Annotated in this window: 24 protein-coding genes and 1 pseudogene; 8 read left to right on the top strand and 17 right to left on the bottom strand. The window is 71.0% G+C overall.

Annotated elements, in window-relative coordinates; genetic code table 11:
* Positions 1-26: 26 nt before the first annotated feature.
* Entirely contained in the window at positions 27-1,310 is a 1,284-nt protein-coding gene (locus GA0115234_RS14880) for an aspartate aminotransferase family protein (RefSeq protein ID WP_093541785.1), read from the bottom strand.
* On the bottom strand, positions 1,307-2,149 hold the full coding sequence (locus tag GA0115234_RS14885; protein WP_093541787.1) for a nitrilase-related carbon-nitrogen hydrolase: 843 nt from the start codon (positions 2,147-2,149) through the stop codon (positions 1,307-1,309). The genes GA0115234_RS14880 and GA0115234_RS14885 overlap by 4 nt, the downstream gene beginning before the upstream one ends.
* 255 nt (positions 2,150-2,404) lie before the next feature.
* Between GA0115234_RS14885 and GA0115234_RS14890 the strand changes: the two genes are divergently transcribed.
* Together GA0115234_RS14890 and GA0115234_RS14895 are read left to right on the top strand one after the other, a co-directional pair.
* Entirely contained in the window at positions 2,405-3,673 is a 1,269-nt protein-coding gene (locus GA0115234_RS14890) for an aminotransferase class I/II-fold pyridoxal phosphate-dependent enzyme (protein ID WP_093541789.1), read from the top strand.
* A 114-nt stretch (positions 3,674-3,787) separates the two neighbouring features.
* Positions 3,788-4,882, top strand: a complete 1,095-nt coding sequence (locus GA0115234_RS14895) for a Rieske 2Fe-2S domain-containing protein (protein WP_093542362.1) — start codon at positions 3,788-3,790, stop codon at positions 4,880-4,882.
* Positions 4,883-5,063: 181 nt separating this feature from the next.
* Here GA0115234_RS14895 and GA0115234_RS14900 read toward each other — a convergent pair whose 3' ends face one another.
* Positions 5,064-6,443, bottom strand: coding sequence for a hypothetical protein (locus GA0115234_RS14900; protein WP_176729173.1), 1,380 nt, complete (start codon positions 6,441-6,443; stop codon positions 5,064-5,066).
* Between the two features lie 127 nt (positions 6,444-6,570).
* Entirely contained in the window at positions 6,571-6,840 is a 270-nt protein-coding gene (locus GA0115234_RS14905) for a helix-turn-helix domain-containing protein (RefSeq protein ID WP_093541793.1), read from the bottom strand.
* A gap of 41 nt (positions 6,841-6,881) precedes the next feature.
* On the opposite strand from GA0115234_RS14905, the gene map reads away from it, so the two are divergent.
* Entirely contained in the window at positions 6,882-7,649 is a 768-nt protein-coding gene (gene map, locus GA0115234_RS14910; protein WP_093541795.1) for a type I methionyl aminopeptidase, read from the top strand.
* A gap of 91 nt (positions 7,650-7,740) precedes the next feature.
* Here map and GA0115234_RS14915 read toward each other — a convergent pair whose 3' ends face one another.
* The 4 genes from GA0115234_RS14915 to GA0115234_RS14930 all read right to left on the bottom strand — a co-directional run bounded on the left by GA0115234_RS14915 (position 7,741) and on the right by GA0115234_RS14930 (position 12,625).
* The gene (locus GA0115234_RS14915; protein WP_093541797.1) at positions 7,741-8,454 is read right to left on the bottom strand and encodes a glycoside hydrolase family 75 protein; all 714 of its coding nucleotides are present in this window, start codon (positions 8,452-8,454) and stop codon (positions 7,741-7,743) included.
* Between the two features lie 157 nt (positions 8,455-8,611).
* A complete protein-coding gene (gene ggt, locus GA0115234_RS14920) occupies positions 8,612-10,441 on the bottom strand; it encodes a gamma-glutamyltransferase (RefSeq protein WP_093541799.1) in 1,830 nt (609 codons plus the stop codon).
* Between the two features lie 55 nt (positions 10,442-10,496).
* The gene (locus GA0115234_RS14925) at positions 10,497-11,930 is read right to left on the bottom strand and encodes a sensor histidine kinase (protein WP_256088719.1); all 1,434 of its coding nucleotides are present in this window, start codon (positions 11,928-11,930) and stop codon (positions 10,497-10,499) included.
* Positions 11,927-12,625 (bottom strand): response regulator transcription factor, encoded by a 699-nt coding sequence (locus tag GA0115234_RS14930; protein WP_093541801.1) that lies wholly within the window; start codon positions 12,623-12,625, stop codon positions 11,927-11,929. Before GA0115234_RS14930 ends, GA0115234_RS14925 begins: the two co-directional genes overlap by 4 nt.
* Positions 12,626-12,689: 64 nt before the next feature.
* Between GA0115234_RS14930 and murG the strand changes: the two genes are divergently transcribed.
* Positions 12,690-13,877 (top strand): undecaprenyldiphospho-muramoylpentapeptide beta-N-acetylglucosaminyltransferase, encoded by a 1,188-nt coding sequence (gene murG / locus GA0115234_RS14935; RefSeq protein WP_093541803.1) that lies wholly within the window; start codon positions 12,690-12,692, stop codon positions 13,875-13,877.
* Positions 13,874-14,872 (top strand): SDR family NAD(P)-dependent oxidoreductase, encoded by a 999-nt coding sequence (locus GA0115234_RS14940; RefSeq protein ID WP_093541805.1) that lies wholly within the window; start codon positions 13,874-13,876, stop codon positions 14,870-14,872. Before murG ends, GA0115234_RS14940 begins: the two co-directional genes overlap by 4 nt.
* 52 nt (positions 14,873-14,924) lie before the next feature.
* On the opposite strand, the gene GA0115234_RS14945 is transcribed toward GA0115234_RS14940, so the two are convergent.
* The 4 genes from GA0115234_RS14945 to murJ all read right to left on the bottom strand — a co-directional run bounded on the left by GA0115234_RS14945 (position 14,925) and on the right by murJ (position 19,352).
* Complete coding sequence (locus tag GA0115234_RS14945) at positions 14,925-15,455, bottom strand: hypothetical protein (protein ID WP_093541807.1); 531 nt, start codon at positions 15,453-15,455, stop codon at positions 14,925-14,927.
* Positions 15,452-16,948 (bottom strand): sensor histidine kinase, encoded by a 1,497-nt coding sequence (locus GA0115234_RS14950; RefSeq protein WP_093541809.1) that lies wholly within the window; start codon positions 16,946-16,948, stop codon positions 15,452-15,454. The genes GA0115234_RS14945 and GA0115234_RS14950 overlap by 4 nt, the downstream gene beginning before the upstream one ends.
* Positions 16,945-17,628: a response regulator transcription factor gene (locus GA0115234_RS14955; RefSeq protein WP_093541811.1), complete on the bottom strand. Its 684-nt coding sequence runs from the start codon at positions 17,626-17,628 to the stop codon at positions 16,945-16,947. Before GA0115234_RS14955 ends, GA0115234_RS14950 begins: the two co-directional genes overlap by 4 nt.
* Positions 17,629-17,693: 65 nt before the next feature.
* Positions 17,694-19,352, bottom strand: coding sequence for a murein biosynthesis integral membrane protein MurJ (gene murJ, locus GA0115234_RS14960; protein WP_256088720.1), 1,659 nt, complete (start codon positions 19,350-19,352; stop codon positions 17,694-17,696).
* Positions 19,353-19,697: 345 nt separating this feature from the next.
* Here murJ and GA0115234_RS14965 point away from each other — a divergent pair, with 345 nt between their 5' ends.
* Both GA0115234_RS14965 and GA0115234_RS14970 read left to right on the top strand, forming a co-directional pair.
* Entirely contained in the window at positions 19,698-20,909 is a 1,212-nt protein-coding gene (locus GA0115234_RS14965; protein ID WP_093541815.1) for a L,D-transpeptidase, read from the top strand.
* Positions 20,910-20,970: 61 nt separating this feature from the next.
* Positions 20,971-21,264 (top strand): annotated as a pseudogene (locus tag GA0115234_RS14970) (CocE/NonD family hydrolase C-terminal non-catalytic domain-containing protein); the annotation flags it as partial.
* A gap of 58 nt (positions 21,265-21,322) precedes the next feature.
* Here the strand turns inward: GA0115234_RS14970 and GA0115234_RS14975 are convergent.
* The 5 genes from GA0115234_RS14975 to GA0115234_RS14995 form a co-directional block, all read right to left on the bottom strand.
* The gene (locus GA0115234_RS14975; protein WP_093541817.1) at positions 21,323-22,195 is read right to left on the bottom strand and encodes an amino acid ABC transporter permease; all 873 of its coding nucleotides are present in this window, start codon (positions 22,193-22,195) and stop codon (positions 21,323-21,325) included.
* Positions 22,192-22,836, bottom strand: coding sequence for an amino acid ABC transporter permease (locus GA0115234_RS14980; protein ID WP_093541819.1), 645 nt, complete (start codon positions 22,834-22,836; stop codon positions 22,192-22,194). The genes GA0115234_RS14975 and GA0115234_RS14980 overlap by 4 nt, the downstream gene beginning before the upstream one ends.
* A 17-nt stretch (positions 22,837-22,853) precedes the next feature.
* Positions 22,854-23,765: a glutamate ABC transporter substrate-binding protein gene (locus tag GA0115234_RS14985; protein ID WP_093542364.1), complete on the bottom strand. Its 912-nt coding sequence runs from the start codon at positions 23,763-23,765 to the stop codon at positions 22,854-22,856.
* 14 nt (positions 23,766-23,779) lie between these two features.
* A complete protein-coding gene (locus tag GA0115234_RS14990; RefSeq protein WP_093541821.1) occupies positions 23,780-24,523 on the bottom strand; it encodes an amino acid ABC transporter ATP-binding protein in 744 nt (247 codons plus the stop codon).
* A gap of 123 nt (positions 24,524-24,646) precedes the next feature.
* Positions 24,647-25,087, bottom strand: coding sequence for a DUF6278 family protein (locus tag GA0115234_RS14995; RefSeq protein ID WP_093541823.1), 441 nt, complete (start codon positions 25,085-25,087; stop codon positions 24,647-24,649).
* A gap of 558 nt (positions 25,088-25,645) precedes the next feature.
* Here GA0115234_RS14995 and GA0115234_RS15000 point away from each other — a divergent pair.
* Positions 25,646-26,824, top strand: coding sequence for a Cmx/CmrA family chloramphenicol efflux MFS transporter (locus tag GA0115234_RS15000; protein WP_093542366.1), 1,179 nt, complete (start codon positions 25,646-25,648; stop codon positions 26,822-26,824).
* Positions 26,825-26,907: the final 83 nt, after the last annotated feature.

Raw genomic sequence — 26,907 nt, forward strand, 5'->3', positions numbered from 1 at the left:
GCCCGGTGACACCCTGCCCACCGGCCTCAGCCCAGTGACCGGAGCGCCTCCGCCAGGATTCCCGCGCCCTCCTCCGCCTCCGGGATGGTCAGCGAGAGCGGTGGCGCGATCCGCAGCACGCTGGTGTTGTGACCGCCGCCCTTGCCGATGAGCAGACCGCCCTCGCGGGCCGCTTCGAGCACGGCCGCGGCCGCCTCCGGGGCCGCCTCGTCGGTGCCGGGCTTCGCCAGCTCGATGCCGATCATCAGACCCCGGCCGCGCACCTCGCGCACCCACTCCGCACCCGCGCCGATCGCCCGCAGCCGCTCGATCAGCAGCCCGCCGACGCGCCGGGCGTTGCCCTGCAGATCGTGTTCGAGGAGGTACGAGAGGTTGGCGAGACCGGCCGCCATGGTGACCGGGGAACCGCCGAACGTCGAAATGGAGTTGGCGTCCAGGCAGTTCATGACCTCGGCGCGGGCCACCACACCGCCGATCGACATCCCGTTGCCGATGCCCTTGGCGAAGGTGAGGATGTCCGGCGGCCCGTTCTCCCCGTGTGCCTGCCAGCCCCAGAAGTGTTCGCCGGAGCGCCCCCAGCCGGTCTGCACCTCGTCGGAGATCCACAGGACGCCGTGCCGGTCCAGGACCCGGCGGAACGCCGCGTAGAGGCCGTCGGGCGGTGAGGTGAAGCCCCCGACGCCCTGGATGGGTTCGGCGATCAGGGCGGCCGGTGTCCGGGTGTGCCCGAGCAGGTCCTCCAGATCGGCGACGCACGCCTCGATGAACTCCGCGTCGCCCAGGTGCGCGTACGGCCCCCGGGTGCGGACGCCGCCGTGCACGTACAGCGTCTGCAACGGCGACAGGCTCGTCGGCGACCAGGCGTTGTTGCCGGTGATGGAGACCGCGGAGAACGATCTGCCGTGGTAGCTGTTGCGCATCGCGAGGATCTGGTTCGACCTGCGGTACGCGGTGGCGAGCAGCAGCGCGGTGTCGTTGGCCTCGGTGCCGGAAGTGGTGAAGAAGACCCGGGCGTCGGGGATGCCGGAGAGCGTGGCGATGCGTTCGGCCAGCTCGATCATCGGCCGGTTCAGATAGAGCGTGGAGGTGTGGATGATCCGGCCGGCCTGCTCGGCGACCGCCTTGGTCACCTCGGGCAGCGCGTGGGCGGTCATCGTGGTGAGGATGCCGCCGAAGAAGTCGAGGTAGCGTCTGCCGTCGGCGTCCCAGACGTGGCGGCCCTCGCCGTGGGTGATCTCCAGGGGGCGCTTGTAATAGAGCGCCAGCCAGTCGGGGCTGACGGCGAGATGGCGCTGGTGCAGACTGCTCACGGCTCCACCAGTCCTTCGTACGCGTCGGGGCGGCGGTCCCGGTAGAACGCCCACTGCTGCCGGACCTCGTCGATGAGGCCGAAGTCGAGGTCGCGGACGAGGAGTTCCTCCTCCTTGTCGCTGGCGACCTCGCCGACGAACTGGCCGCGCGGATCGACGAAGTAGCTCGTTCCGTAGAAGTCGTTGTCGCCGTACTCCTCCTGGCCGACGCGGTTGATCGCGGCGACGAAGTACTCGTTGGCGACGGCGGACGCGGGCTGTTCCAGCTGCCAGAGATAGCCGGAGAGGCCACGCGAGGTGGCGGACGGGTTGTAGACCAACTGGGCGCCGTTGAGGCCGAGTTGACGCCAGCCCTCGGGGAAGTGCCGGTCGTAGCAGATATAGACGCCGACCTTGCCGACGGCGGTGTCGAAGACCGGCCAGCCGACGTTTCCGGGCTTGAAGTAGTACTTCTCCCAGAATCCCTTGACCTGGGGGATGTGGTGCTTGCGGTACTTGCCGAGGTAGGAACCGTCGGCGTCGATCACGGCGGCGGTGTTGTAGTAGAAGCCGGACCGCTCGACCTCGAAGACCGGCACGACGATCACCATGCCGGTCTCACGGGCGAGGTCCCGCATCCTGCGGACGGTCGGCCCGTCCGGGACCGCCTCGGCCCAGCGGTAGTGCTCGGGTTCCTGCACCTGGCAGAAGTAGGGGGCGTTGAACACCTCCTGGAAGCCGATGATCCTCGCGCCCTGACGGGCGGCCTCGCGCGCATGCTCCTCATGCTTGGCGATCATCGATTCGGTGTCGCCGGTCCAGGTCGCCTGGACGAGTGCGGCGCGAACGACTGGGGACAAGAGCTGCTCCTTCGACGCGGCGTCAGAGAGCCTCAACGCTTTTCTACGCCCGTAGACACGTGCGTAGAGGAGAACGTAAGCCCCGTCACACGGCGGGGCAAGACCATCGCCGTGAACCGGCGGACTCGATCATGTTTCACACCCGTGCGGTCCACACGTCCCCACTCCCGGACTCCCGGGCCACAGGCCTTCGGCACCGGTTTGTATTCTCGGCACAGGCCCCCGTCCGAGCGGCACCCTGCGAGAGGAAACACCATGACCACCGAGCTGAGCCCCGACGCCCTGTCCGGGCTCCTCGACCGGGCCCGTCGGGACTACCAGGACCTGGCGGGACTCGGGCTCTCGCTCGACCTCACCCGCGGCAAGCCCGCCCCCGAGCAGCTCGACCTCTCCGAGGACCTGCTGAGCCTGCCCGGCGGGCGGTACACCTCCGCCGACGGCACGGACGTACGCAACTACGGAGGGCTGCAGGGGCTGCCCGAGCTCCGGGAGATATTCGCCGGAGTGCTCCAGGTGCCGGCCGGCCAGCTGCTCGCGGCCGGGAACTCCAGCCTTGAGCTGATGCACGACTGCCTGGTGCACGCGCTGCTGAGCGTGCTGCCGGGTGCCGAGTCGCGCTGGGTGGATCAGGAGCGGATCGCGTTCCTGTGTCCGGTTCCCGGCTACGACCGCCACTTCGCGCTCTGCGAGCGCTTCGGGATCGACATGATCCCGGTCCCGATGACCTCCGAGGGCCCGGACATGGACATCGTGGAGCGGCTGGTCGCCGAGGACCCGGCGGTCAAGGGCATCTGGTGCGTGCCGAAGTACAGCAACCCGGACGGCGTCTGCTACAGCGACGCGACCGTGGCCCGGCTCGCCTCGATGAACACCGCGGCCCCCGACTTCCGGATCTTCTGGGACAACGCCTACGCGGCCCACCACCTCACCGACGAGCCCGTCGAGATCGCCGATCTGCTCGCCGCCTGCGCCGGGGCCGGGAACCCGGACCGGGCGTTCGTGTTCGGCTCCACCTCGAAGATCACCGCGGCGGGCGCGGGCGTCGCGTTCTTCGGCTCGTCGCCCGCGAACCTCCAGTGGCTGCTCGGCAACAACGGCAAGCGTTCGATCGGCCCCGACAAGGTGAACCAGCTGCGGCACGTCCTGTTCCTCCGCGACGCCGACGGGGTGCGCGGCCACATGGACCGCCAGCGCGCCCTGCTGCAGCCCAAGTTCGAGGTGGTGGCGCGGATCCTGGAGGCCGAGCTCGGCTCCACCGGGCTCGCCACCTGGACCTCGCCCAAGGGCGGGTACTTCGTCACCCTGGAGGTGCCGGACGGCTGCGCCAAGGAGGTCGTGCGCCGCGCCGCCGAGGCGGGCATCGTGCTGACCCCGGCCGGTGCCACGCACCCGTACGGCGACGACCCGCGCGACGCGGTCATCCGCATCGCGCCCAGCTACCCGGGGCTCGCGGAGCTGGAGCAGGCGATCGCGGGGCTCGCCGTCTGCGTCAGGCTGGTGGGGTACGAGCAGCGGTCACACTGACCCCACCGTCAACACTCCTCTCCAATCTTCCCGTCCGGGTGATGTACGGCGTTTCGGGAGGATCCGGGATCCGTCTGGGCAGGCTCCAGGCGATCGAATCCGGAAGGGGATGTGGTGGGAGAGTCACGCGAGTACGGGCGCGTCATCAGCGAGGGGCCGACACCGGCCGATGCTGCGGGCGCGCCCGCCTTGCCTTATCCGAGCGGCTGGGCCGCACTGGCGTTCTCCGATGAGCTGCGGCCGGGCACCGTGCTCACCCGGCCGCTGGCCGGTCAGGACGTGGTGCTGTACCGGCTCGGCTCGGGAGCGATCCGCGCCATCCGCCCGTACTGCCCGCACCTGGGCGCCCATCTCGGCCTGGCGAAGGTCGACGGCGAGGAGCTCGTCTGCCCCTTCCACTTCTTCGCGTTCGGCCCGGACGGCACCTGTGTGCGTACGGGGTACGACACGGCGCCGCCGAGGTCGCCGCTGTCGCAGCTGCCGGTGCTGGAGGTCAATGGCGCCGTGTTCGTCTGGCGGCACCACGACGGCCGGGAGCCGGACTGGTTCATCCCCGACTGGCATGTGATCGGTCACCGCCCGGCGCGGAGCGCGGCCTGGGAGCTGGCCGGCAATGTCCAGGAGGTCATCGAGAACTCGGTGGACCTCGGCCATTTCGCCACCCTGCACGGCTGGGACCGGGCCGAGATCGGCGGGCCGGTGGTCTACGACGACGCCACGTTCCATGTGTCCATGCGAGCCCATGAGTCGGCGCCGCTGCTGGGCAACTTCGTCGTCGAGGTGGAGGTGGACGGCTACGGACTCGGCTGTCTGCACGCCGATGTGTACACGCCACGGCTGGGGCTGCGGATGTGCACGATGGTGATGCCGACGGCGATCGCGCCCAACCGGATGCAGTTCCGTCAGCTCAACCGCATCGCCTTCGACGAACCGTCCCGGCTTCCGGCCCCGCTCGCCCGTACCGTGAGCCGGACCGCGGCCCGGCTGCTGGACCGTGCCGTCTTCCGGTCCAGCTGCGAATTCACCGCCGCGGACTTCCCGATCTGGCACCACAAGCAGTACCAGCAGCCGCCACGGCTCGCTCACGGCGACGGCCCGATCGGACCGTTCCGGCGCTGGGCCCGTCGTTTCTACCCGCCGCCCCCGGGACAGGACCGGCTGTTGCGCCTCGACCTCGTCGAGCAGGCCGACGGTGCCGAAGTGCGGTGAACTCCTGACCGGTCCCTGTGGCAGTGGGGGCCGCATCGCCGTGCGCGGACGGGCGGGTTCCCGGGAGTGGCCGGGGGCCTGCTCCGCTGCCCCCTGAGCACCGCTCGTAGCCGCCGCGCGGTCGGGCCGGTCGGCGCGGAGCCGAAGACCACCGGCCCGCCGACCGCTTCCGGTCACCGCGTCACGGAGCACCGGTGATGCCCGCCACCCGTAGCGCGTGGACGACATCCCGCTCCCTGGCGGGTGACACCGCTCGGGCGGCAGCCAGCAGATGCGGTACGAGACGGCGCGGATCGCCCGCCGCGACCCGCGCCGCGTCCTGCGGAGTCCGTACCCGGATGAAGGCGCCCAGCAGTGCCCGCGCCTGCGCCCCCTGCCCCGCCCGTTCCAGGGCCACCGCCGCATCGGCGATCTCCCCGGCCGGCCTCGCCACGCCCTGGCGCAGCAGCTGCCCGCAGTCGTCGGGGCGCCCTGCCTCGTTCAACGCGCCTGCGGCCGAGGCCAGTTCGGCGGGCGGCAGTGAGGACACCTCCCACAGCAGGGTCGCCCAGTCCGCGTCGAGGCCCGCGCCGTGCAGCTCGACGGCGAGTACCGGCAGCCGCGCCGCGGGCCAGCCCGCCGCCTCGCAGAGCACGACGTGTGCCTCCCCGCTGCGCCCCTCGGCCCGCAGCCGGACCAGCCGCTCGACGACGGCCGCGGCGGCCGGGCGGGCCTCCGGGTCCGGGGCCTCGGTGCGGGAGGAGGCCGTGGAGGCGTCGCCGCCTGCCGGGGCGACGGCGGCGAAACGGGCTCCGCGTGGCGCGGCGGCCGTGGTCGGCGGGCTGGGCAGTACGGGGGCGGCCGCGGCCGGGATGTCGTCGGCGTCGTCCACGTCCAGCCCCGCGAACCGGGCGCCGCGCGGCTTCCCGCGCCTGACGGCGGCCGTCCGAGGGGCCGGGGGCAGGACTTCCGGGACGCGTTCGGGGGCGGGCGCGGTACCCGCCGCTCGGCCCGTTCCCTCCGTACCGGATGTGCCGCCGTACGTGGGTCCGGCCTCCCCTTCCCGGTCCGGCCCCTCCGCCCGTAACCAGCCTTTCGGTACCGACACCGCGGCCAGCCGGGCACGCAGTTCCGAGCAGCGGGCCGTGGCGCGCTCGTGGTCGTCCCTGGCCCAGGCGACCGCCTGTGGGTCCGGGGCCGTCGGGCCGCCCGCGTCGGCGGCCCGGATCCGCCGGGCCGCGTACGTCTGCTCGCGCCGCATCAGCTCCAGCCGCTCGACGAGCAGCTGCCGCCCGCCGGGGCGCCGGTCGCGGGCGGCGACCGAGGCGGCGTACAGCTCGGCGCCCCGTACCGACTCGCGCCGCGCGAACGCCGTGCCCCGCACGGCCGCCAGATCCTGGAGGAGCGACTCCATCACGTCCCAGGGCGGGATCTCGGTGCCGTCGAGACAGGCACGCATCCCGGTGGGATCACGTCGGCGGAAGACTCCGTACCAGCCGCCCCCGGGGTCCAGCAGTGCCACGACATCCCGCAGATACTGCGTGAACTCCGTTGCTTCCCCCGCATATTGATGCTCTGTCATCTTCGCCCTCGCCGACGTCGGCCGGACCCTCACGGTCCGCAGGCATTCGACATCAGCTGTGTTACGGCACGGCTACGCGCGCTTTTCGACCGCGATGCGGCCGAGGCGCGGCGCCGTACCGCACCGCCTACCCGGCCAGCGGCACCACGTCCGGCTCCGGGGCGCAGCGGCCGAGGATCTCATCCATCGAGAGCCCGAGCGCCCCGGCCAGTGCCGCGACGGTGAAGAAGGCGGGGGTGGGGGCGCGGCCCGTCTCGATCTTGCGCAGCGTCTCGGCGGAGATTCCGGCGCTCGCCGCGATCTCGACCATGCTGCGCCCGCCGCGCGCCTCGCGCAGCAGCACACCGAGGCGTTCGCCGCGACGGCGCTCTTCCGGGGTCAGGGGCGTTCGTACCATGCCGTCATTCTAATACCGATCCAACCGGTATAGTAATTGGCATGGTGCAACTCAAGACAGACACATCCATAGAGGCGATGCGCGAGACCGGCCGGGTCGTGGCGCGGCTCCTGACCGCCGTACGGGAAGCGGCGGCGGTCGGCGTCTCCCTGCTCGAACTGGACGAGGTGGCCCGCGAGGTCCTGCGGGAGGCGGGCGCCGGTTCGCCTTTCCTGAACTACCGGCCGCATTTCGCGCCCACCCCCTTCCCCGCCGTGATCTGCGCGTCGGTCAACGACGCCATCGTGCACGGCATCCCGACCGACCAGCGGCTGCGCGACGGCGATCTGGTGAGCATCGACGCGGGCGCGACGCTCGGCGGCTGGGCCGGCGACTCGGCGATCAGTTTCATCGTCGGCCGCGCCCGGCCCGCCGACACCCGGCTCGTCGAGACGGCCTTCGAGGCGCTGGAGGCGGGCATCGCGGCGGCGGTCGTCGGCAATCGGATCGGCGACATCGCCCATGCGATCGGCACGGTCTGCCGCGGCGCGGGATACGGCATTCCGGAGGGCTTCGGCGGCCACGGCATCGGCCGGTCGATGCACGAGGACCCGGCCGTCCCCAACGAGGGACGACCGGGTCGCGGCATGACACTGCGGCACGGGATGGTGCTGGCGATCGAGCCGATGCTGATCGGCGGCGGCGCGGACGTCTTCCACCCGGACCGGGACGGCTGGACGCTGCGCACGTCCGACGGCAGCCGCGCCGCGCACGCCGAGCACACGGTGGCGATCACCGACGATGGCCCGCGCATCCTGACCACGCTGTGACGCCCCGGACTCCGCCCGGTCCGGGGCCCGACCACCCCTGATCCGCCGGACCGGCCCTCGTCGTCCTGGATGGACCGCTCGGCGGCAGGCCCTAGTTGTTCTGGATGAACTGCTTGGCGAGGGCATCGCCGGCGGTGACGGCGGCGCTGTGGCTCTCGATCGGTGACACCTTGGAGTTCTTGAACAGGATGTAGGTGACGCCGGAGTCCGCGCCGCCGGTCTCCGGGTCCGGGTCTATGCCGAGGGCCTTGGCGGTGGCGTACGAGGCCTCACCGATGATCTTGTCGGGGCCGGTGTCACCGACGACCGCGTACTCGACCTTGTTGTTGTAGATGACGGCGACGACACCACCGCCCTTGATGCCGGCATCGCTGTACTTCCAGATGCTGCTGGCGCTCGGCACGACGACGTACGGCAGCTTCTCGGCGTTCAGCGGATTTCCGGTGGACGTGGGGAACGCCGTGTCGTTCTGGAACCACGGGTCGGTGTCCTCGTTGCAGGCGGCGGTGATCTCGCCGTCGCAGTCGATGTCCATGTCGGCCTTCCAGAACACGGCGCCGTTCTTGCCGCAGACCGGAATGGTCGCCGAAGTCTCCTCGTCCGTACGGTACTTGCCGTTGGAGATCTGCGAACACGAGGTGACCTTGGCCAGCAGGTCGGCCGCGCTGACGGAACCCTCCTTGAGCTCCGATCCGGCCCGGTCCGCACCCCGGACCGGGTCGGCGTGGGCCGCCGGGGTCAGGGTGGCGGCCGCGAGCAGGGCGGCGCCGGAGGCGGCAGCGAGGGCGAGCGTTCGAGTACGCACAGTGGGGGTGCCCTTCCATTAGGAAACTTTCCTTACCGACGCGCACAACATGGCCCCGGACCGCTGCCCCCGTCAAGACCACGGGGCTGGTCACTCGCTCGAAATCGCGAGCAACCAGCCCCGTAAGAAGGATTATTGACGAACCATCACAGGTGATTCACCGTACGGCCGACTGCCACCACCAGCGTCCGGTCGGCTTCACGACCATGGCCGAGCCCCCGCCCCGGCGCACCTTCTCCGCGGCCGCCAGCCACCGTCCGTCCGGCAGTCGCTGCACACCCGTCGCCGCCCCGATCTCGGGGTTGAGTTTGAAGCTGTGCCCCAGCGACTCCAGCTTCGCCCGGACCGGGCTGTTCCACAGCCCGGGTTCGAGCTCCGTCGTCGCCGCGTTGCGCTGGCTGGCGCGCGGCGCGGCGATGGCGTCGACCAGTGGGAGCCCACGGTCGACCGTGCCGATGAGCGACTGGAGCACCGTCGTGATGATCGTGGCACCACCGGGCGATCCCAGGGCCAGCACCGGCTCGCCGTGCTTCAGCACGATCGTCGGCGAGATGGACGAGCGCGGGCGCTTGCCCGGACCGGGCAGGTTCGGGTCGTGGACCGCGGGGTCGGCGGGCGCGAACGAGAAGTCGGTGAGCTCGTTGTTGAGCAGGAAGCCGCGCCCCGGCACGGTGATGCCGCTGCCGCCGGTCTGCTCGATCGTCAGGGTGTACGCGACGACGTTGCCCCACTTGTCGGCCACGGTGAGATGGGTGGTGTTCTCCCCCTCGTACGTCGTCGGGGCGGCCTTTCCGCCGGCCTTGCACTTCGCCGGGTGCCTCGGGTCGCCCGGCGCGAGCGGGCTGGTCAGCACCGCGTCGTCCTTGATCAGGCACTCCCGCGCGTCGGCGAAGCGCTGGCTGAGCAGCTGCCGCGTCGGAACGTCCTCGAACGCCGGGTCGCCCACCCATCGCCCGCGGTCCGCGAACGCGATCCGGCTCGCCTCGATGTAGCGGTGCAGATACCGCGCCTCGCTCGCCTTCGAGAGGTTCGTGGACTCGAGGATGTTGAGCGCCTCGCCGATGCTGGTGCCGCCGGACGAGGAGGGTGCCATGCCGTACACGTCGAGGCCGCGGTAGGCGGTCTTCGTCGGGGCCCGCCGCAGTGCCCGGTAGGACCGCAGGTCCTTGGTGGTGAGGTCCCCGTGCCGCACCACCCGGGTGGACTTCGGGTCGACGGGCGGGTTGCGGACGGTCCGTACGATGTCGTCGGCCAGCTTGCCCTGGTACAGCTCACCGAGGCCCTTGCGGCCCACCTCCTCGTAGGTGCGCGCCAGGTCGGGGTTCTTGAACACGGAGCCGACCACCGGCAGTTGGCCGCCGGGCAGGAAGATCTTGCTGGTCGCCGGGAAGTCGGCGAACCTGGCCTGATTGCCCTCGGTCTGCGAACGGAACGTGCTGTCGACGACGAACCCGTCCTTGGCCAGGCGTTCGGCCGGCTTCAGCACCTGCCGAAGCGACCTGCTGCCCCAGGTGTCGAGTGCGGTGTCCCAGGTGGCCGGGGTGCCCGGGGTGCCCACGGCCAGTCCGCTGGTCACGGCCTCGTCGAAGGCGAGCGGTTTGCCGTTCTCCAGGAACAGCGAGGAGTCCGCGCTGCGCGGCGCGGTCTCCCGGCCGTCGATCGTCTCCACGGTGTGCCGCCGGGCGTCGTAGTAGACGAAGTAGCCGCCTCCGCCGAGCCCCGCCGAGTAGGGCTCGGTCACACCGAGCGCGGCCGCGGTCGCCACCGCCGCGTCCACGGCGTTGCCACCCTTGCGGAGCACCTCGATTCCGGCGGCCGAGGCGTCCGCGTCGACACTGGACACCGCCCCTCCGTAGCCCACCGCGACAGGTGACTTGGATTGCTTCGCCGACGGTGGCGCGGACGAGGACGGGGCAGCGGCCCCGATCGTGACGACAGCGGCGAGAACAGCCGACAACGACACACTCCGCGCGACGGAACGTCTCATGCGCACCTCCAGTGCAGGATCGTCCACGCAGGGTAACGCCGAGCCGCCCACTCCGTCAGTGGCACTTCCCCCGTGGCCGGGGTCGTTGCTTCGACGGCAGGACCAACCGGAACAACGCGCCGCCGCCCGGCGCCCGATGTGCCGTCAGTTCGGCGCCGTGGGCACGGGCGATCTGGCGTGCCATCGCGAGGCCGAGGCCCGAGCCCGGCAGGGAACGGGCCTGGTCCGCACGGTAGAACCGGTCGAAGACATGGGGCAGGTCCTGCGCCGCGATGCCGGGCCCGTGATCCCGTACCGTCACCTCACCCATGGAAAGACCGACTTCGACGGGGGCGCCGGGCGGACTGTACTTCGCCGCGTTGTCCAGAAGGTTGGAGATGAGCCGGGCGAGGCGGGCAGGGACGCCGGGCAGGGTCGCGGAGTCATCGGCCACGACCAGCCGGAAGGGGGTGGACGGCCAGTGCGTACGGGCCGTTTCCACCGTGTAAGCGAGCAGCGGAGCGAGGCGGACGTCCTCGACCAACGGGATGGGTTCCTCGTCCCTCGCCAGGTCGATCAGGTCGTTGACCAGGACCGACATTTCGCGGACCTGCCGGCCGAGCGCGGCGGAGGCACGGTCCCGCTGCGTTGTTGTCAGTCGGTCTCCTCTGGCGAGTAGTTCGGCGTTGGTACGCAGCGCGGTGAGCGGGGTGCGCAACTCATGGGAGGCGTCGGCGACCAGTCGGCGCTGGGCCGTCACGGACTGCTCCAGTTCGCCCAGCATGATGTTGAAGGTCGCCGCGAGGCGGGTCACCTCGTCCTCCTTGTCGGGCGGGCCCGGGGGAAGCCCGATGCGGTGGCTCGGGTCGCGGGTGGCCGCGATGCGCTCGGCGGCGGCGGTCAGCCGGGCGACGGGGGCCAGGCCCGTCCGCGAGACCCAGTAGCCGAGGACGGCGGCCATCACGATCCCCGCCGCACCCACGGCGCCGAGCAGCCAGGCGGCCTGGCGCACGCCCCGGTCCACGGTGTCCGAGCGCAACGCCACCTGCAGCGCCTTCCCACTGCCGAAGGTGGTCGTCAGCATCCGGGCCGGGTGGCCGTCCGAGAGGCGGATGTCGGTGTAGTACGGCCTCCGGGTACCCGAGGCGACCTCGCGCACCGCAGGTGTCACGGGCAGCAGGTAGCGGGCGGCAGGGTCCTTGGCCGGGGCGGCCGGGACGATCTGGGTACAGGCGGGAGCCGACAGGAAACGGCACTCGCCGGAGAGCACACCGGGGACGGCGCCACGGTTCTGCTGGATGGCCAGGGTCGCCGACTGGGTGAGGCTGAGTTCGAGCTGGTGGTAGAGCTCGTACCGGATCACGAAGAACGCACCCGCGCAGACTCCGGCCGCCACCAGGGACACCGCGGCCGAGGCGGCGAGCGCGAGGCGGGTGCGCAGGGGTCGGCGGCGGCGCCAGCGGGCGCCGAGACGGCGGGTGCCGCGCGGTCGGGCGTGCTCCTCACTCACGGTGTGTCCAGGCGGTAGCCGACGCCGTGCACCGTGTGGATCAGGCGCGGTTCACCCTCCGCCTCCAGCTTTCGGCGCAAGTATCCGACGTACACGGCGAGCGAGTTGGAGTCGGGCCCGAAGTCCTGGCCCCACACGAGCTCCAGGACGAGTTCGCGTGGGAGCACCTGGCCGGGGTGGCGCAGGAACAGTTCGAGCAGAGCGAACTCGGTGCGGGTGAAGTCGATCGCCCGCTCGCCCCGGCGGGCGCTGCGGCTCACCGGGTCGATGGTGAGGTCCGCATACGAGAACTCCGCCGCCCCGGCGGTCGGCTCGGGGGCCGAACGGCGCAGCAACGCCCTTACCCGGGCGACGAGTTCGTCGAGGGCGAAGGGCTTGACCAGATAGTCGTCGGCGCCCGCGTCCAGGCCGTCGACGCGCTCGCTCACCGAGTCGAGGGCGGTGAGCACCAGGAGCGGGGTGCGGTCCCCCATCGCCCGCAACCGGCGGCAGACCCCGAGGCCGTCCAGGACCGGCATCATGACGTCGAGTACCACCGCGTCGGGCTGCCAGCGGGCCACCTCGGAGAGCGCCGCCAGACCATCGGGGGCGCCCCGTACCTCGTACCCTTCCACGGCCAGGCCGTCCTCGATGGCTGCCCGTACCTCGGGCTCGTCGTCGACGACGAGAATCCTGACCGTGCGCGAAATGCTCATGGGCAAAGCGTGCCAAACCCAGCTCTTAGAACCTTCTTAAGACACCCCGCGAAGCTCTTGCCCCATGCGCACACCATCGTCAGCAGTACGCACACCGCTCTCCGTGGTCATCGGAGCGGGCGGCACCGGCGGGCACATCTACCCGGGGCTCGCGCTCGCGGAGGCGCTGCGCCGGGCCGTCCCGGACGCGGTGATCTCCTTCGTCGGTACGACGCGGGGGCTGGAGACCGAGCTGATACCCCGCGCCGGGTTCCGTCTCCACACCGTCGACATGATCCCTTTCGACCCCGCTCTCGGCGCCAAGCGGTATCTGCTGCCCGCCGCACTGCTCAAGGCCGGCGCTCAGTGCCGGGCCATCCTCAAGACGCAGCGTGCCCAGGTCGCCGTCGGCATGGGCGGCTATCCGAGCGCGCCCGTCATCGTGGGCGCCCGGATGGCCGGACTGCCGAGCCTCATCCACGAATCCAACGCGGTGCCGGGCCGTGCCAACCAGTTCGCCGCGCGCCTCACTCCGCATGTCGCGGTCGCCTTCGACCGCAGCCGTGCGCACCTGGCGGGCGGCGAGGACGCCGTCATCACCGGGATGCCCATCGCTGCCGCGATCGCCGCCCTGGACCGGAACACGATGCGGGCCGAGGCCCGGCAGGCCCTCCAGGTGCCACCCGATACGCGCCTCGTCCTCTTCAACGGCGGCAGCCTGGGAGCGGCCCGGCTCACCGAGGCCGCGCTCGGCGTGGCGGCACGCTGGCGCGGGCGGGACGACGTACACCTGCTGATCAAGACGGGACCGGCCGCGCTCGACGAGACCCGGCGCAGGCTCGCCCCGGTGCCGCCCCGGCTGGCGCGGGCCGTGCCGTATCTGGACCGGATGGACCTCGCGTACGCCGCCGCCGACCTCGTGGTGTGCCGGGCAGGGTCGGCGACCGTCGCCGAACTCGCCGCGACCGGGGTACCCGCCGTTCTGGTGCCCTACCCGCACGCGCCCGGCGACCACCAGACACACAACGCCCGGGTGCTCTCGGACGTGGGCGCCGGTCTGCTCCTTCCCGATGCGGAGACCAGCCCCGACCGGCTCGCCGCGCTTCTGGAACCCCTGCTCGCCGACCCTGCCCGGCTCGCCGCGATGAGCGGAGCGGCCGACCCCGGCAGCCATGCCAGGGCCGCCGATCTGCTGGCCGCCAAGGTCCTCGAACTCGCCTCCCACCGCACCTCCCACTCCGCCCCGCACACCAAGGAGCACAACGCCGCATGAAGTCCCAGCTGAACTGGAACGACCGGACCGTCCTCGTCACCGGGGCCGAAGGCTTCATCGGATCGACGCTCGTCGATCTGCTCGTCGAACTCGGCGCGAACGTGAGGGCGTTCGTCCACTACAAGCCGTACGCCGAGAAGGGCAACCTGGCCCATCTGATGTCCCACCCCTCGGTGGAGATGATCGCGGGCGACGTACGCGACGCGGGCCGCGTCTCGGACGCCGTGGCCGGCTGCGACACCGTCTTTCACCTCGCCGCGCTGATCGGGATTCCGTACAGCTACGACTCGCCGGGGGCGTACGTACAGACGAACGTGGTCGGTACCGAGAACATCGCCGAGGCGTGCCGGCGCCACTCCGTGCGGCGGCTCGTCCACACCTCCACCAGCGAGGTGTACGGAACCGCCCTGACCGTGCCGATCGACGAGGGTCATCCGCTGCAGCCGCAGTCGCCGTACTCCGCCTCCAAGATAGGCGCCGACATGACGGCACTCTCGCACCGGCACGCCTTCGACCTGCCGGTCACGGTCGTGCGGCCCTTCAACACGTACGGGCCCAGGCAGTCCGCGCGTGCCGTGATCCCCACGATCCTGGCCCAACTGCACGCCGGTGCACGGGAGATCAAGCTCGGCTCGCTCACACCGACCCGGGACTTCACGTACGTCACCGACACGGCGCGGGGGTTCCTCGCAGTGGCGGAGTGCGACCGGGCGCTGGGCGAGGTGGTGAACCTGGGCTCCGGACGGGAGATCTCGATCGGCGATCTGGCGCGGGCGCTGATCACGGCGTCGGGGCGCGAGGCGTCGGTGGTGGTCGACCCGGCGCGACTGCGCCCCTCGGGCAGTGAGGTGGAGCGGTTGCTCTCGGACAACTCCCGGGCGCGGGAGTGGGCGGGCTGGCGGCCGCAGATGTCCCTCGGGGAGGGACTGAAGTCCACATCGGAGTGGGTGGCCGCGAACCTCGCCCTGTTCGCACCGGGGCGGTATCAGGTCTGAGGGGCTGAATTCGCGCTCCCGCCGCCTTTGCCACCACCGGCGCACGCGCGGATCACACGGAGCAGTGGGCGGGCCCGATGACACCGTCGGTGCCGGTCACCGTCACCGCCTCGCCCCGGTCCGCGGTGCGGGCCTGGGCGGCGGTGCAGATCAGCTGCCGGCGGGCGACCTCGGAGAGGGTGGTGACGGGCGAGTTCACCCGGACCAGAACGCCGTCCGGGCCCAGATCTATGCTCACCTGCGCCCGGACGAAGGGGAGTTCGGTGCGCAGCCCGGTCGCGGCCTCGTTCTTGCTCGGCCCCTCGAAGAGCAGGACGAGAGCCTTGTCGGCGTCCTGCCGGACCAGTCGCGAACCGCCCTCGGGGGTGCCTTCCCACGGCACTTCGTTGGGCCGTACGACGGGCATCAGCCGGTTCGCGGAGGACGAGGACACGAAGTAGAGCAGTGTGCTCTGTTCGCGCCCCGGTGCCACATCGACGACCGCCGGGTCGCCGACCTCGACGACATCCGTGGCCAGGATCCCGCACCCGGTCGCCGTCAGGGCGAGGAGCGGCAGGGCGAGGAGGATGTGTCCGGTTCTCACGGACCCTCCAACGACGGTTCCGACGGCGGCTCCGACGGCCCCTCCAGCGGCGGTTCCGACGGCCGTTCCAGCGGAAGTTCCACGGTGAAGAGCGCGCCGCCTGCGGGCCCGTCCGCCGCGTGCACGGTGCCGCCGTGCAGCCGTACGTTCTCCAGGGTGATCGCCAGCCCGAGTCCGCTGCCGGCCGAGCGGGTGCGGGCCGCGTCGGCCTTGTAGAACCGGTCGAAGACATGGGGCAGCACGGCGGGATCGATGCCCGGACCGCTGTCCAGGACCTCGGTCACCAGCCGGTCCGTCGTGCCCCTCCGCTCGGTGCGCAGCCGTACCGTGACGGGCTCCGCGCCGTGCCGCAGGGCGTTGCCGACGAGGTTGGCGACGATGACGTCGAAGCGGCGCGGATCGAGCATCGCCCGTATGCCGTCGGGGAGTTCCCTGCGGATCCGGTCCTGCCAGTGCCGCTTCTCCAGGGTCTTGCGGATCGCTTCGGCGACATCGACCTCGTCGAGGTGGAGGTCCGCGGCCTTCGCGTCGAAGCGGGAGATCTCCATCAGGTCCTCGACGAGCGCGGCGAGCTTGTCCGTCTCGGTGCTGATCAGCCGGACGGCCGTTGCGGTGTCGGGGTTCAGCTGGGCCGCGTCCTCGTCGAGCACCTCGGTGACGGCGAGCATTCCGGCGAGCGGGGTGCGCAGTTCGTGCGAGACGTCGGAGGCGAAGCGTCTGGCCCGCGCCTCCGCCTGTCTGAGCTCCGCCACCGACTCCTGGAGCTTGGTCGAGGAGTCGTTGAACGTCCGGGCGAGTCCGGCGAGTTCGTCGGAGCCCCGGACCTCGATCCGGGTGCCGAGTTCGCCCCGGCCGATGCCCGCGGCGGCCCGTCGCAGATCGCGCACCGGGCGCAGCACACTGCGGGCGGCGAGCAGTGCGGGCACCAGCGCGATCAGGAGGGCGGGCAGGGCGCCGTCGCGGGCGGCGGTCACCATGGCCTCGACATTGGCCTCCTCGGTGGAGAGCCGCATCACGGCGTAGAGGACGAGCCCGGTGGGCTGGCCCCCGTCGCCGCGGTCGACGAGAGCGGGCATTCCGACGGTCAGCCAGGGCACGCCGTCCTTGACGACCCGTTGGAAGGAGCCGTGCGCGCTGCCCCGGGCGGCGGCCCGCAGCGCGGGCGTGACGACGTCGGAGGTGGGCCGGTCCGAGGAGGAGACCCGGAGCGTCCCGTACTCGGCGAAGACGGTCCAGGGGTGCGGCTTGCCCTCCCTGGCCAGGCTCCGGCAGGCGCGCCGCAGCTGTTCCTCGTCCATCGGCAGAGTCACGGCCTGTGCGCCGATCCGGTCGCGGAACTGGTCGACGGCCGTGTCCTGGGCCTGCTTGAGGATGGCGGAGCGGGCCTCGCGGTAGGTGAGGGTGGCTGTGGTGGCGGCGCTGATCGCCGCGACCAGGAGGAAGGCTCCGACGAGGCGGGTACGCAGTCCGAACCGGACGGCGGGAAGTCTCATCCGAGCGGTCCGAAGCGGTATCCGAAACCGCGGACGGTCTGGATGTACCGCGGGCTGCCCGCCGCGTCCTCGATCTTCTGCCTCAGCCGCCGCACGCACGCGTCGACCAGGCGCGCGTCCCCGTGGTAGCTGTGCTCCCAGACGTATTCCAGAAGCTGCTGTCTGCTGAAGACCTGCTCGGGCGAGGCCGACAGGTGGAGCAGGAGTCTCAGCTCGGAGGGGGCCAGCGGGACGGACTGCCCGGCCTTGACGACCGAGAGCCCGGCACGGTCGACGGCCAGCTCGCCGTGGATCTCGGTGCCGCCGCGCCCGGCCGGTTCGGCGAGCCGGCGCAGTACGGCCCGGATCCTGGCCTCGATCACTTCGGTACGGGCCGGTTTGACGATGTAGTCGTCGGCGCCCGCCTCCAGCCCGACGACCACGTCGAAGTCGTCGCCCCGGGCCGTGAGCATGATGATCGGCAGCTGGCTTGTCCCGCGTATCCGGCGGCAGACCTGGACCCCGTTCATCGCGGGGAGCATCAGGTCGAGCAGGACCAGATCGGGCCGGAACTCCCCCAGCGCGGCCAGCCCCGCCTCACCGCTCTCCACGGCGCGCAGTTCGTGGCCGCGCCGCCGCAGCCCGAGTACGACCCCCTCGCGTACGGAGGGGTCGTCTTCGATCAGCAACACGCGAGGCATGGCAGCAGTATCCCAGCGGGCACGACGTCGAATCGAACCGGTGAGCGGGCGGGGTGTCCGGCAGGTCACGCCCGCCGCAGCCGCCCCCGGCCCGCCGCGATCACGGCGCCGACCTCCCGCAGCCGGAGCGGCCGTGCCAGCAGCGCCACCGTGAGCAGCAGCACGGCGGAGCCCGCGCCCACCGCCGCGTAGTCCCCGGAGCCGGCGCAGGCACGGGCGGCCAGGTATCCCAGCAGCCCGGCGGGCACGGCCGCCACCACCAGCCGGAACTGCGCCCACAGCGCGGAAGAGCGCAGCGGTGACGTCCCGGTGCCTCGGGCCAGCCTGCGATGCAGCACGTACCCGGTGGCCGCGAAGCCGGCGAACAACGCGACGGTGTAGGCGCCGGCCATCCCCGTCACGGCCCAGCGGACCGGCAGCAGGAGGTACGCGGCGACCGAGAGCCCGGCGTTGAGCGCCGCGATCACCAGGTTGAGGACGAACGGCGTGCGGGTGTCGCCCATCGCGTAGAAGGCCCGGGACAGCACGTACTGCCCCGAGTAGGCGATGAGACCGGGTGCGAACGCCATCGTCATGCCCGCCATCACGGCGATGTCCGCGTCGTCCGTGTGCCCGTACCCGTACACCGTTCCCATCACCCACGGGGCCAGCGCGAACAGCAGGGCCACCGCGGGGACCACGGCCGCGGCCGAGGTGCGCAGGGCGTACGAGACGTCGCGTCGCAGGCCCGGCAGGTCGTCGTCGGCCGCCGCCCGGCTCATCCGGGGCATCAGCGCGGTGACGAGCGAGACGGTCACGATGCCGTGCGGCACCACCCAGAGCTGATAGGCGTAGCTGTACGCGGTGTAGCCCGCGCCGCCCGCCAGCTCCATGTCCTCGGCGCGTTGGCCGATGGTGGTGGAGAGCCGGGTCACCACCCAGTAGGCGATCTGGTTGGTCAGCACGAGGGCGACCAGCCAGCCGGCCGCGCGCAGCGGACGGGTGAGGCCGCTGCCCCGCCAGTCGAACCGGGGCCGCCAGCGGAATTTCGCGGCGCGCAGCGCGGGCGCCAGGGCGAGCGTCTGGAGCACGATCCCGGCCGTGGTGCCCCAGCCGAGCCACTGGGCCTGTGCCGGGCTGAGCGTGCCGCCGGAGCCCGCCGCGATGCCCAGGTAGATCCCGAACACGGCGATGATCACCACGTTGTTGAGGACCGGGGTCCACATCATCGCGCCGAACCGGCCCCGGGCGTTCAGCACTTGCCCGAGGAGGGTGAACAGTCCGTAGAAGAGGATCTGCGGCAGGCAGTAGCGGGCCAGGGCGACGGTCATCTCCGCCTGGGCGGCGTCGTAGTCGGGGGCGTAGACCGAGACGATCCAGGGGGCGACGAGGACCGCGAGACCGGTGAGGGCGAGGAGGCCGAGGGCGCAGACGGTGAGCAGCCGGTCGGTGTACGCGGCTCCGCCGTCGGCGTGGTTCTTCGCCGCCCGCACCAGCTCGGGGACGAAGACGGCGTTGAGCGCGCCGCCGATGAGCAGGATGTAGAGGATGTTGGGCACGGTGTTGGCGACGTTGTACCCGTCGGCCCGGAGTCCGGTGCCGAGCGCGGCGACGACGACCGCCGAGCGTATGAAGCCGGTCGCCCGGGAGACGATCGAGCCGGCCGCCATGACGGCGCCGTTGCGCAGCACCGAGCGGGGCTTGTGGTCCGCGACCGTCGTGGGGGTCGCTTCGGCGGCCGTCACCGGCGGGCCGAGTACGCCGGGAACTCCTGGTACAGCGTGCTGTCCGCGGCTCCGCCCACCGATGTCTCCCACTCCCCGTGTGTCTCGACGACCTGTCCTCCGGGACCGGACTTCCGGCGGAGCCGCCCGAACGGGCGGTCGTCGGGTCAAGGGTGGAGGGTACCCCGCGCGCGCTCTCGCGGTGGTCCATGACGGATCCGAGCGGCTTGTGTGACCGGATGATGACCGTTGTGCTGCGGTACATGTCACACAGGGCATTTCCCGGTTTTCGGTCGATTTACGGAACCTATCGTCGGATGAACGCCGTCTCCCTCGACGAGAAGCAATGCCTTGGAGGTTTTTCCCTTGACCACTGCACGCCGGTCCGCAGGCCGTACCGCTCCGCTCGGCCGCCCGGTCCGGCTCACCCTGATCGCCGGGACCGCGGTGCTCGGCACCCTGCTCACCGCCTGCTCCGGCGCCGCCGCCTCGGACTCGGGCAAGGACTCGGGCAAGGGCCGCGCGGCCTCCGACGCCCGGATCTCGGTGAACCTCAAGGGCAGCCGGGCCGCCGCGGGCAAGCCGGTCGAGGTGACGCTCGACGGCGGCAGGCTGAAGGCGGTCAAGGTGAGCGCGGAGGGCGGCGAGGCACTGAGCGGCCGGATATCCGCCGACGGCAGGACGTGGACCTCGGACCGGCCGGCCGCGCCCGGCACCACGTACGGCGTCGAGGCGAAGAACACCGAGGGCGGCAGCGCGAAGGCCGGTTTCACCACCGCCGCCGCGGACAAGGTCAACAAGCTGACGCTGGTCCCCGGCAAGAACACCACGGTCGGCGTCGCCCAGCCGCTGTCGGTGGTCTTCGACAACCCGGTCAAGGACAGGGCGGCGGTCGAGAAGGCCCTGAAGGTCTCCACCTCGAACCACACCGAGGGATCCTGGGGCTGGCTGCGGGACTACTCCGGCAAGGACCGCGTCGACTGGCGGCCCAAGGAGTACTGGAAGTCCGGCACGAAGGTCACGCTCGACGCCGATCTCAACGGCATCGACTCGGGCCCGTCCGGCGGCTGGTTCGTACGCGACTACCGGACCGCCTTCACGATCGGCGCCGACCAGGTGGTCAAGGTCGACCTCGACCGCCACCGGCTGGCGCTGAAGCGGGACGGGAAGACCGTGATGGACGTGCCCATGTCGGCCGGCACCCCCGGCGGCGAGAAGGCGTCCTGGCGCGGCACCGCCGTGCTGATGGCCAAGGAGGGCACGATCAACATGCGCTCCGAGACGGTCGGCCTCGGCAACGCCTACGACAAGATGGTCGACTCCTCGATGCGGCTGACCTGGTCGGGGATGTACGCCCACGCGGCACCGTGGAACGCGGCCTACTTCGGGGTGGCCAACCACAGCTCGGGCTGCGTCGGGATGAGCGACTCCAACGCCGCCGCCCTGTACCAGCAGGTGCGGGTGGGCGACCCGTTCGAGATCACCGGCGCGGACGCCAAGGGCACGGTCGCGGAGGGCAACGGGTACGGGGCGTGGAACGTGTCGTGGTCCGACTGGCAGGCGAAGAGCGCGCTGTAGCGGACCGAGGGGCCGCACGGACGCCCGGCGGCACAGCGGCCGACGATCGTTGATCCCACACGAGGAGAGCGGCACCTTCGTCGCGTATTTCTACGACGAAGGGCCGCTCGGCCTGGGCAAGCTGATCAGCAACGCCCCCTATACGTTCCACGGGCGGACGCCGGGCCGGCCGTTCCCCGTAGACCCGGAGCTGTTCTCCACCGCCTACGACGTGCCGGCCGGACACCGCCTCACCTTGGTGATCGACACCGTCGATCCGCTGTACACCGAGCACGACCCGACCGGGTAGCAGCTGACCTTCTCCTCACCGGCGGCGGACCCGTCGTACGTGTCCGTACCGTTGCGCGAGGAGTGATCACCGGCTGCTGCCGGGCGGGCACCGCTCCGCTGGGAGCGCCTCACGGCGGCCCCGGCTACTGCACTCCCGGCAGTAGCGTTCCTGGTTCGGCCGGTGCGATCTCCACGGCCTTCATCTTCGGATTGCGCCGTTCCCGCTTGGCCACCCAGGTCGCGAACCAGGAGAGCAGCATGCACATCCCGATGTAGATCGGCGAGATCACCATCACCACGGGGATGAAGGGAAGATCGTAGTCGAGGTTGGACGCGATGAGCTTGCCCGCGTGCAGGAATTCCTCGTAGGTGATCAGATAGCCGAGCGAGGTGTCCTTCAGTGCCACGACCAGCTGGCTGATGATGGTGGGCAGCATGGCGCGCACCGCCTGCGGCGCCAGGACGAAGGTGGTGACCTGCGTCTTGCGCAGCCCCAGGGCGTACGCTGCCTCGGACTGGCCGCGCTCCACCGAGATGATCCCGGTACGGAACACCTCGGCGAGCACCGAGCCGTTGTACAGGGTCAGCCCCGTGACCAGGGCGGGCAGCGGCTGCACCTTCAGCGCCACGAAGATGAAGAAGATCATCACCAGTACGGGCATGGCGCGGAAGAACTCCACCAGCACGGTCGCGATCCAGCGCACGACCCGGTGCTCGGAGAGCCGGCCGACGGCGAGTACGGCACCGAGCAGGAGAGAGAGCACCGCGGCGTACGCGAACGCCTTGAGGGTGTTGCCGAGTCCGCGCAGCAGCAGTTCCTGGATGCCCTTGTACTCGAAGGGGGTCCACTTGGCGCTGGTGAACTGCTCGGTGTCGAAGAGCAGATAGACCACCCAGCCGACCAGGGCGAGGATCAGGGCCGTCGAGAAGATCCCGTACAGGCGATGGCGTTTACGGGTCGCCGGGCCCGGGATGTCGTACAGCGCGGTGGCGGACGGCGCGGTGCGGGTGGTCATCGGGCGACTCCCCAGCGCTTCTCCATCACATTGAAGAGCGCACTGATGGACAGGGTGATGATCAGGTAGCCGACGGCGATCCAGACGAAGGTCCAGATGATGCTGTAGCCCAGCTCGTTGAGGGTCTTGTAGGTGCCGAGCAGCTCCGTGACGCTGAACGCCCCGGCGATCGCCGAGTTCTTGGCGAGGGCGATGAGCGTGGAACCGACCGGCGGGATCACCGACCGGAACGCCTGGGGCAGCACGACGGTGTTCAGGGTCTGGCCGAACGTCATGCCGAGGCTGCGGGCCGCCTCGCCCTGCCCCGTCGGCACGGTGTTGATGCCCGAGCGCAGCACCTCGCAGATGAACGCGGAGGTGTAGCAGCCGAGCGCCAGGACCGCGAAGACCTTGAAGGGAAGGACCAGGCCGAAGCGGGGCAGTCCGAGCAGGACCGCGAAGAAGAGCAGCGTCAGCGGGGTGTTGCGCAGCACCGTCACCCAGACCGTGCCGAGCACGCGCAGCGAGCCGACGGGGGCCACCCGGCAGGAGGCCATGAGGAAGCCGAGGACCAGGGCCAGGATCGAGGAGTAGACGGTCAGTTCGACCGTGCCCAGGAAACCCTTGCCGTAGAGCGAGAAATTCTCGGTGAGTACGTCCATGGTCGATGCCCGCCTTCTCAGGTGGCCGGGTAGCGGTCGATGGGCGGCGGCTTCGGCGCGGGCACCCCGGACAGACCGAGGGTGGCCTCGAACGCCTTCTTCCAGTTGCCGTTCTTCTCGTTGGCCTCCAGGGCGTCGTTCAGGGCGAACCGCAGCGCGTTGTCGCTGCGCGGGACGCCGATGCCGTACGGCTCCTGGGAGAACGGCTTGCCCACGACCTTCATCTCCTTGGGCGCCTTGGCCGCGAAGCCCAGCAGGATGGCGTCGTCGGTGGTGACGGCGTCGACCTGGTAGGTCAGCAGGTTGTCGACGCAGATCGAGTACGTGTCGTAGGCGACCAGGATCGCCTTCGGGTAGTCGGCGGCGATGCGCTGGTACGGGGTCGACCCGGCGGCCGAGCAGACCGTCTTGCCGGCCAGGTCCTGCGGGCCGTCGATGTCGTGCTCGTCGGTGCGGACGAGGAGGCCCTGTCCGGCCATGTAGTAGGGACCGGCGAAGCCGACGAGCTTCTTGCGCATGGCATTGATGGTGTAGGTGCCGACGTAGTAGTCGATCTGCCCGTTCTGCAGCGCCGTCTCGCGGTTGGCGGAGGCGATGGTCTTGAAGCGGATCGTCTTCGGGTCGAAGCCGAGCGAGGCCGACATCATCTTGGCGATCTCGATGTCGAAGCCGGAGTAGACGCCGGTGGCCGGGTCCTTCTCGCCCAGGTAGGGCTGGTCCTCCTTGGCCCCGACCCGGAGGTAGCCGCGCTTCCTCGCCTTCGTCCAGGTCGGCGAGGCGGGCAGCCGGAAGGCGGTGTCGACCTTGTACACCGGCAGTTGCTCGGGCTTCGGGCCCTTGACCGGCGGGCTGCCCTCCTTGCCGCACGCGGCGGCGAGCAGGGCCAGCAGGAGGCCGGCACAGACGGCCAGAACTCTTCTCGTACGCAACACGGAGCCCCCCGTCAGTGCTTGAGGATCTTGGACAGGAAGTCCTTGGCGCGGTCGCTCTCCGGAGCGGTGAAGAACGCGTCCGGGGTGCGGTCCTCGACGATCCGGCCGTCGGCCATGAAGACCACGCGGTTGGCGGCGGAGCGGGCGAAGCCCATCTCGTGGGTGACGACCACCATGGTCATGCCGTCCCGGGCGAGCTGCTGCATGACCTCCAGCACCTCGTTGATCATCTCCGGGTCGAGCGCCGAGGTGGGCTCGTCGAAGAGCAGTGCCTTGGGATCCATGGCGAGGGCGCGGGCGATGGCCACGCGCTGCTGCTGGCCGCCGGAGAGCTGGGCGGGGAGCTTGTCCGCCTGCGAGGCCAGTCCGACCCGCTCCAGCAGCTCACGGGAGCGGCGGTCCGCCTCGTCCTTCTTCCGCTTGCGGACCTTGAGCTGGGCGAGCGAGACATTGGCCAGCACGGTCCGGTGCGCGAACAGATTGAACGACTGGAAGACCATGCCCACTTCGGCCCGGAGCTGGGCCAGCCCCTTGCCCTCCTCGGGAAGCGGTCTGCCGTCGATCGAGATACGGCCGGACTCGATCGTCTCCAGCCGGTTGATGGTCCGGCACAGCGTCGATTTGCCGGAGCCGGAGGGGCCGATGATCACCACCACCTCCCCGCGGCCGACGGTGAGATTGATGTCCCGCAGTACGTGCAACTGTCCGTAGAACTTGTTGACGTCCCGCAGCTCGATCAACGGATCGACGGCCATACGCTGCCCTACCCACTTTTCGCTGTGTCGAGGTCAGCGCAAACTATCCAGCCCGAAAAGGGACTTCGTCACCGACACGCACAAATGGGGCATAAGGCTTCTTATGTGGTTGTAGTGAAATCGCTACCCTTCGGCCGACTCCGAGTACACCTGCGAGAGCTCGGGGCTGCCCGACATCGCCCAGTCCAGCCCGGCCTCGACCACATCGATCTCCCGCCCGGAGGCGAGCCGCACCACGGGCCGCCCGCTGGGCCAGATGTTCCAGGCCGCACCGGGGACGTTCCGCACCAGGACCGTCCCGAGGTACAGCCCCGCGTCGTTGCCCAGCCAGGGCAGCTCCTCGGGATCGTCGCGCCAGCGCGGCGGCAACTGGTCGAGGGCGGCCAACGAGGCCGGGCTGTCGTCGAGTTCGAGCCCGCGCTGTCCCACTCGGACACGCAGCAGCTCGCACTCGGCGAGGAGCTCGGCCACGCCGTCGGGGTCGGCCGCGACGGCGGCGGCGAGCCCCGCCCCCCGCACTCCGTCGTGACGCTTACGCCAGTTGTCCAAGAAAGGGATGTTCATACCACTCAGGGTCGCACCCCTGCTGTGCTGCGCACCACAGGGCGCGCGGTCTGTCGTTCGAGTGCTGGACCCGAGGCGTACACCCGCGTGTGCTCCGTCGTACGCGCCGCGCACTCTGTTCCGGCTTTCCGCGGTTCCGGCCGGGAAGCCCGGAGAAGGGGGGTGGAGGCGAGAGAAAGAAAGGGGGTGGAGGCGGGGCGGTCCGGGCTGATATCTTCGCGATCATGTCCAGCCCCGAGTCCGACAGAGGCTAGCCACCGGTCCGCCGGTGGCTGATCCGCCGTCGAATCGCTCCCGTCACGCCGTACGCCGGCCCGGAGCCGATTCCCACCGGCCGCCGCCGCAGGACCACCGCCGTGTGGGCTGCGCTCCTCCCGTCCGCGCTCGTGCACCACTCCCGGTGCGACCGTGCGTGGACTCTCCGGCTCCGGCACCCGCCGTCGCCGCGTCACGTCCATGAACTCCCCGGACGTTCCTCCGCGTTGCCGCCCGTCGTGACGGGCGGGTGCGGGCCCACACCCCTGCCTGGTCCATCCATCGTCGTCCATGGGGTTCTTCATGCCATTCGCCGTCTACGCGCTCGGGCTCGCCGTCTTCGCCCAGGGCACCTCCGAATTCATGCTGTCCGGTCTGCTCTCGGACATCGCCGCCGACCTGCACGTGTCCATCCCCGCCGCAGGGCTGCTGACCTCGGCCTTCGCGGTCGGAATGATCGTCGGGGCGCCGTTGATGGCGCTCTTCAGCCGGAACTGGCCGCGCCGCCGCGCCCTCGTGTTCTTCCTCGGTGTCTTCGCCGCCGCCCATGTCGTCGGCGCGCTCACGCCCGGCTACGGGCTGCTCCTCGCGACACGGGTCGTCGGGGCGCTGGCCAATGCGGGCTTCTGGGCGGTGGCCCTGGTGACCGCGGTCTCCCTGGCCGGGCCCGGGGCACGGGCACGCGCCACTTCGGTGGTGGTCGGGGGTGTCACCGTGGCCTGTGTGGCCGGGGTGCCCGCCGGTGCGGCGCTGGGCGGGCACTGGGGGTGGCGGTCGGCGTTCTGGGCCGTGGCCCTGGTCTCCGTACCGGCTGTCCTCGTGATCGCCAGGACAGTTCCGGCGGGGCGGCCGGAGTCCGCGCCCGCTCCCGCCGGTGTGGAGCTGCGGGCCCTGGCCCGTCCGCGACTGCTGCTGACCCTGCTGACGAGCGCCCTCGTGCAGGGGGCGACGTTCTGCGCGTTCTCCTACGTGGAACCGCTCGCCACGCAGGTCACCGGGCTCGCCCCGGCCTGGGTGCCCGGTCTGCTGGCGCTCTTCGGGCTGGGCTCGTTCATCGGTGTCACGGTCGCGGGCCGGCTCGTCGACGCCCGGCCGGTCGTCTTCACCTCGGCCGGTCTGGTGGCGCTGGTGGCCGGCTGGGCCGGGCTGGCGCTGACCGCGGGCAGCCCGTTCGCGACGGTGGCGCTCGTCCTCGTCCAGGGAATGCTGGCGTTCGGCACCGGTACGGCGCTGATCTCCTGGGTGTTCCGGCTGGCGGGCGACGCACCGACCCTGTCCGGTTCGTTCGCCACGGCCGCGTTCAATGTGGGTGCCGCGCTCGGCCCCTGGCTGGGAGGCCTGGCGATCGGCGCGGGCTTCGGCTTCCGCTCGCCGCTGTGGGTGAGCGCCCTGCTGATGGTCCTGGCGCTGGGCACCGCCGGGGCGTCACTGGGGATGCGGCGTGCCACCGGGCCCGGCCCGAAGGGCGTCCCCGCGGTCTGAGGACCGAGGTGGACGGAGCCCCGCCCGCCGAACGGGCGGGGCCGCCCTGGTCACGACCTGCGGCCGCACAGCGGGCCAGGGAC

The sequence above is a fragment of the Streptomyces sp. DvalAA-43 genome, assembly GCF_900091725.1.
In the GTDB taxonomy this organism is placed as follows: Bacteria; Actinomycetota; Actinomycetes; order Streptomycetales; family Streptomycetaceae; genus Streptomyces; species Streptomyces pulveraceus.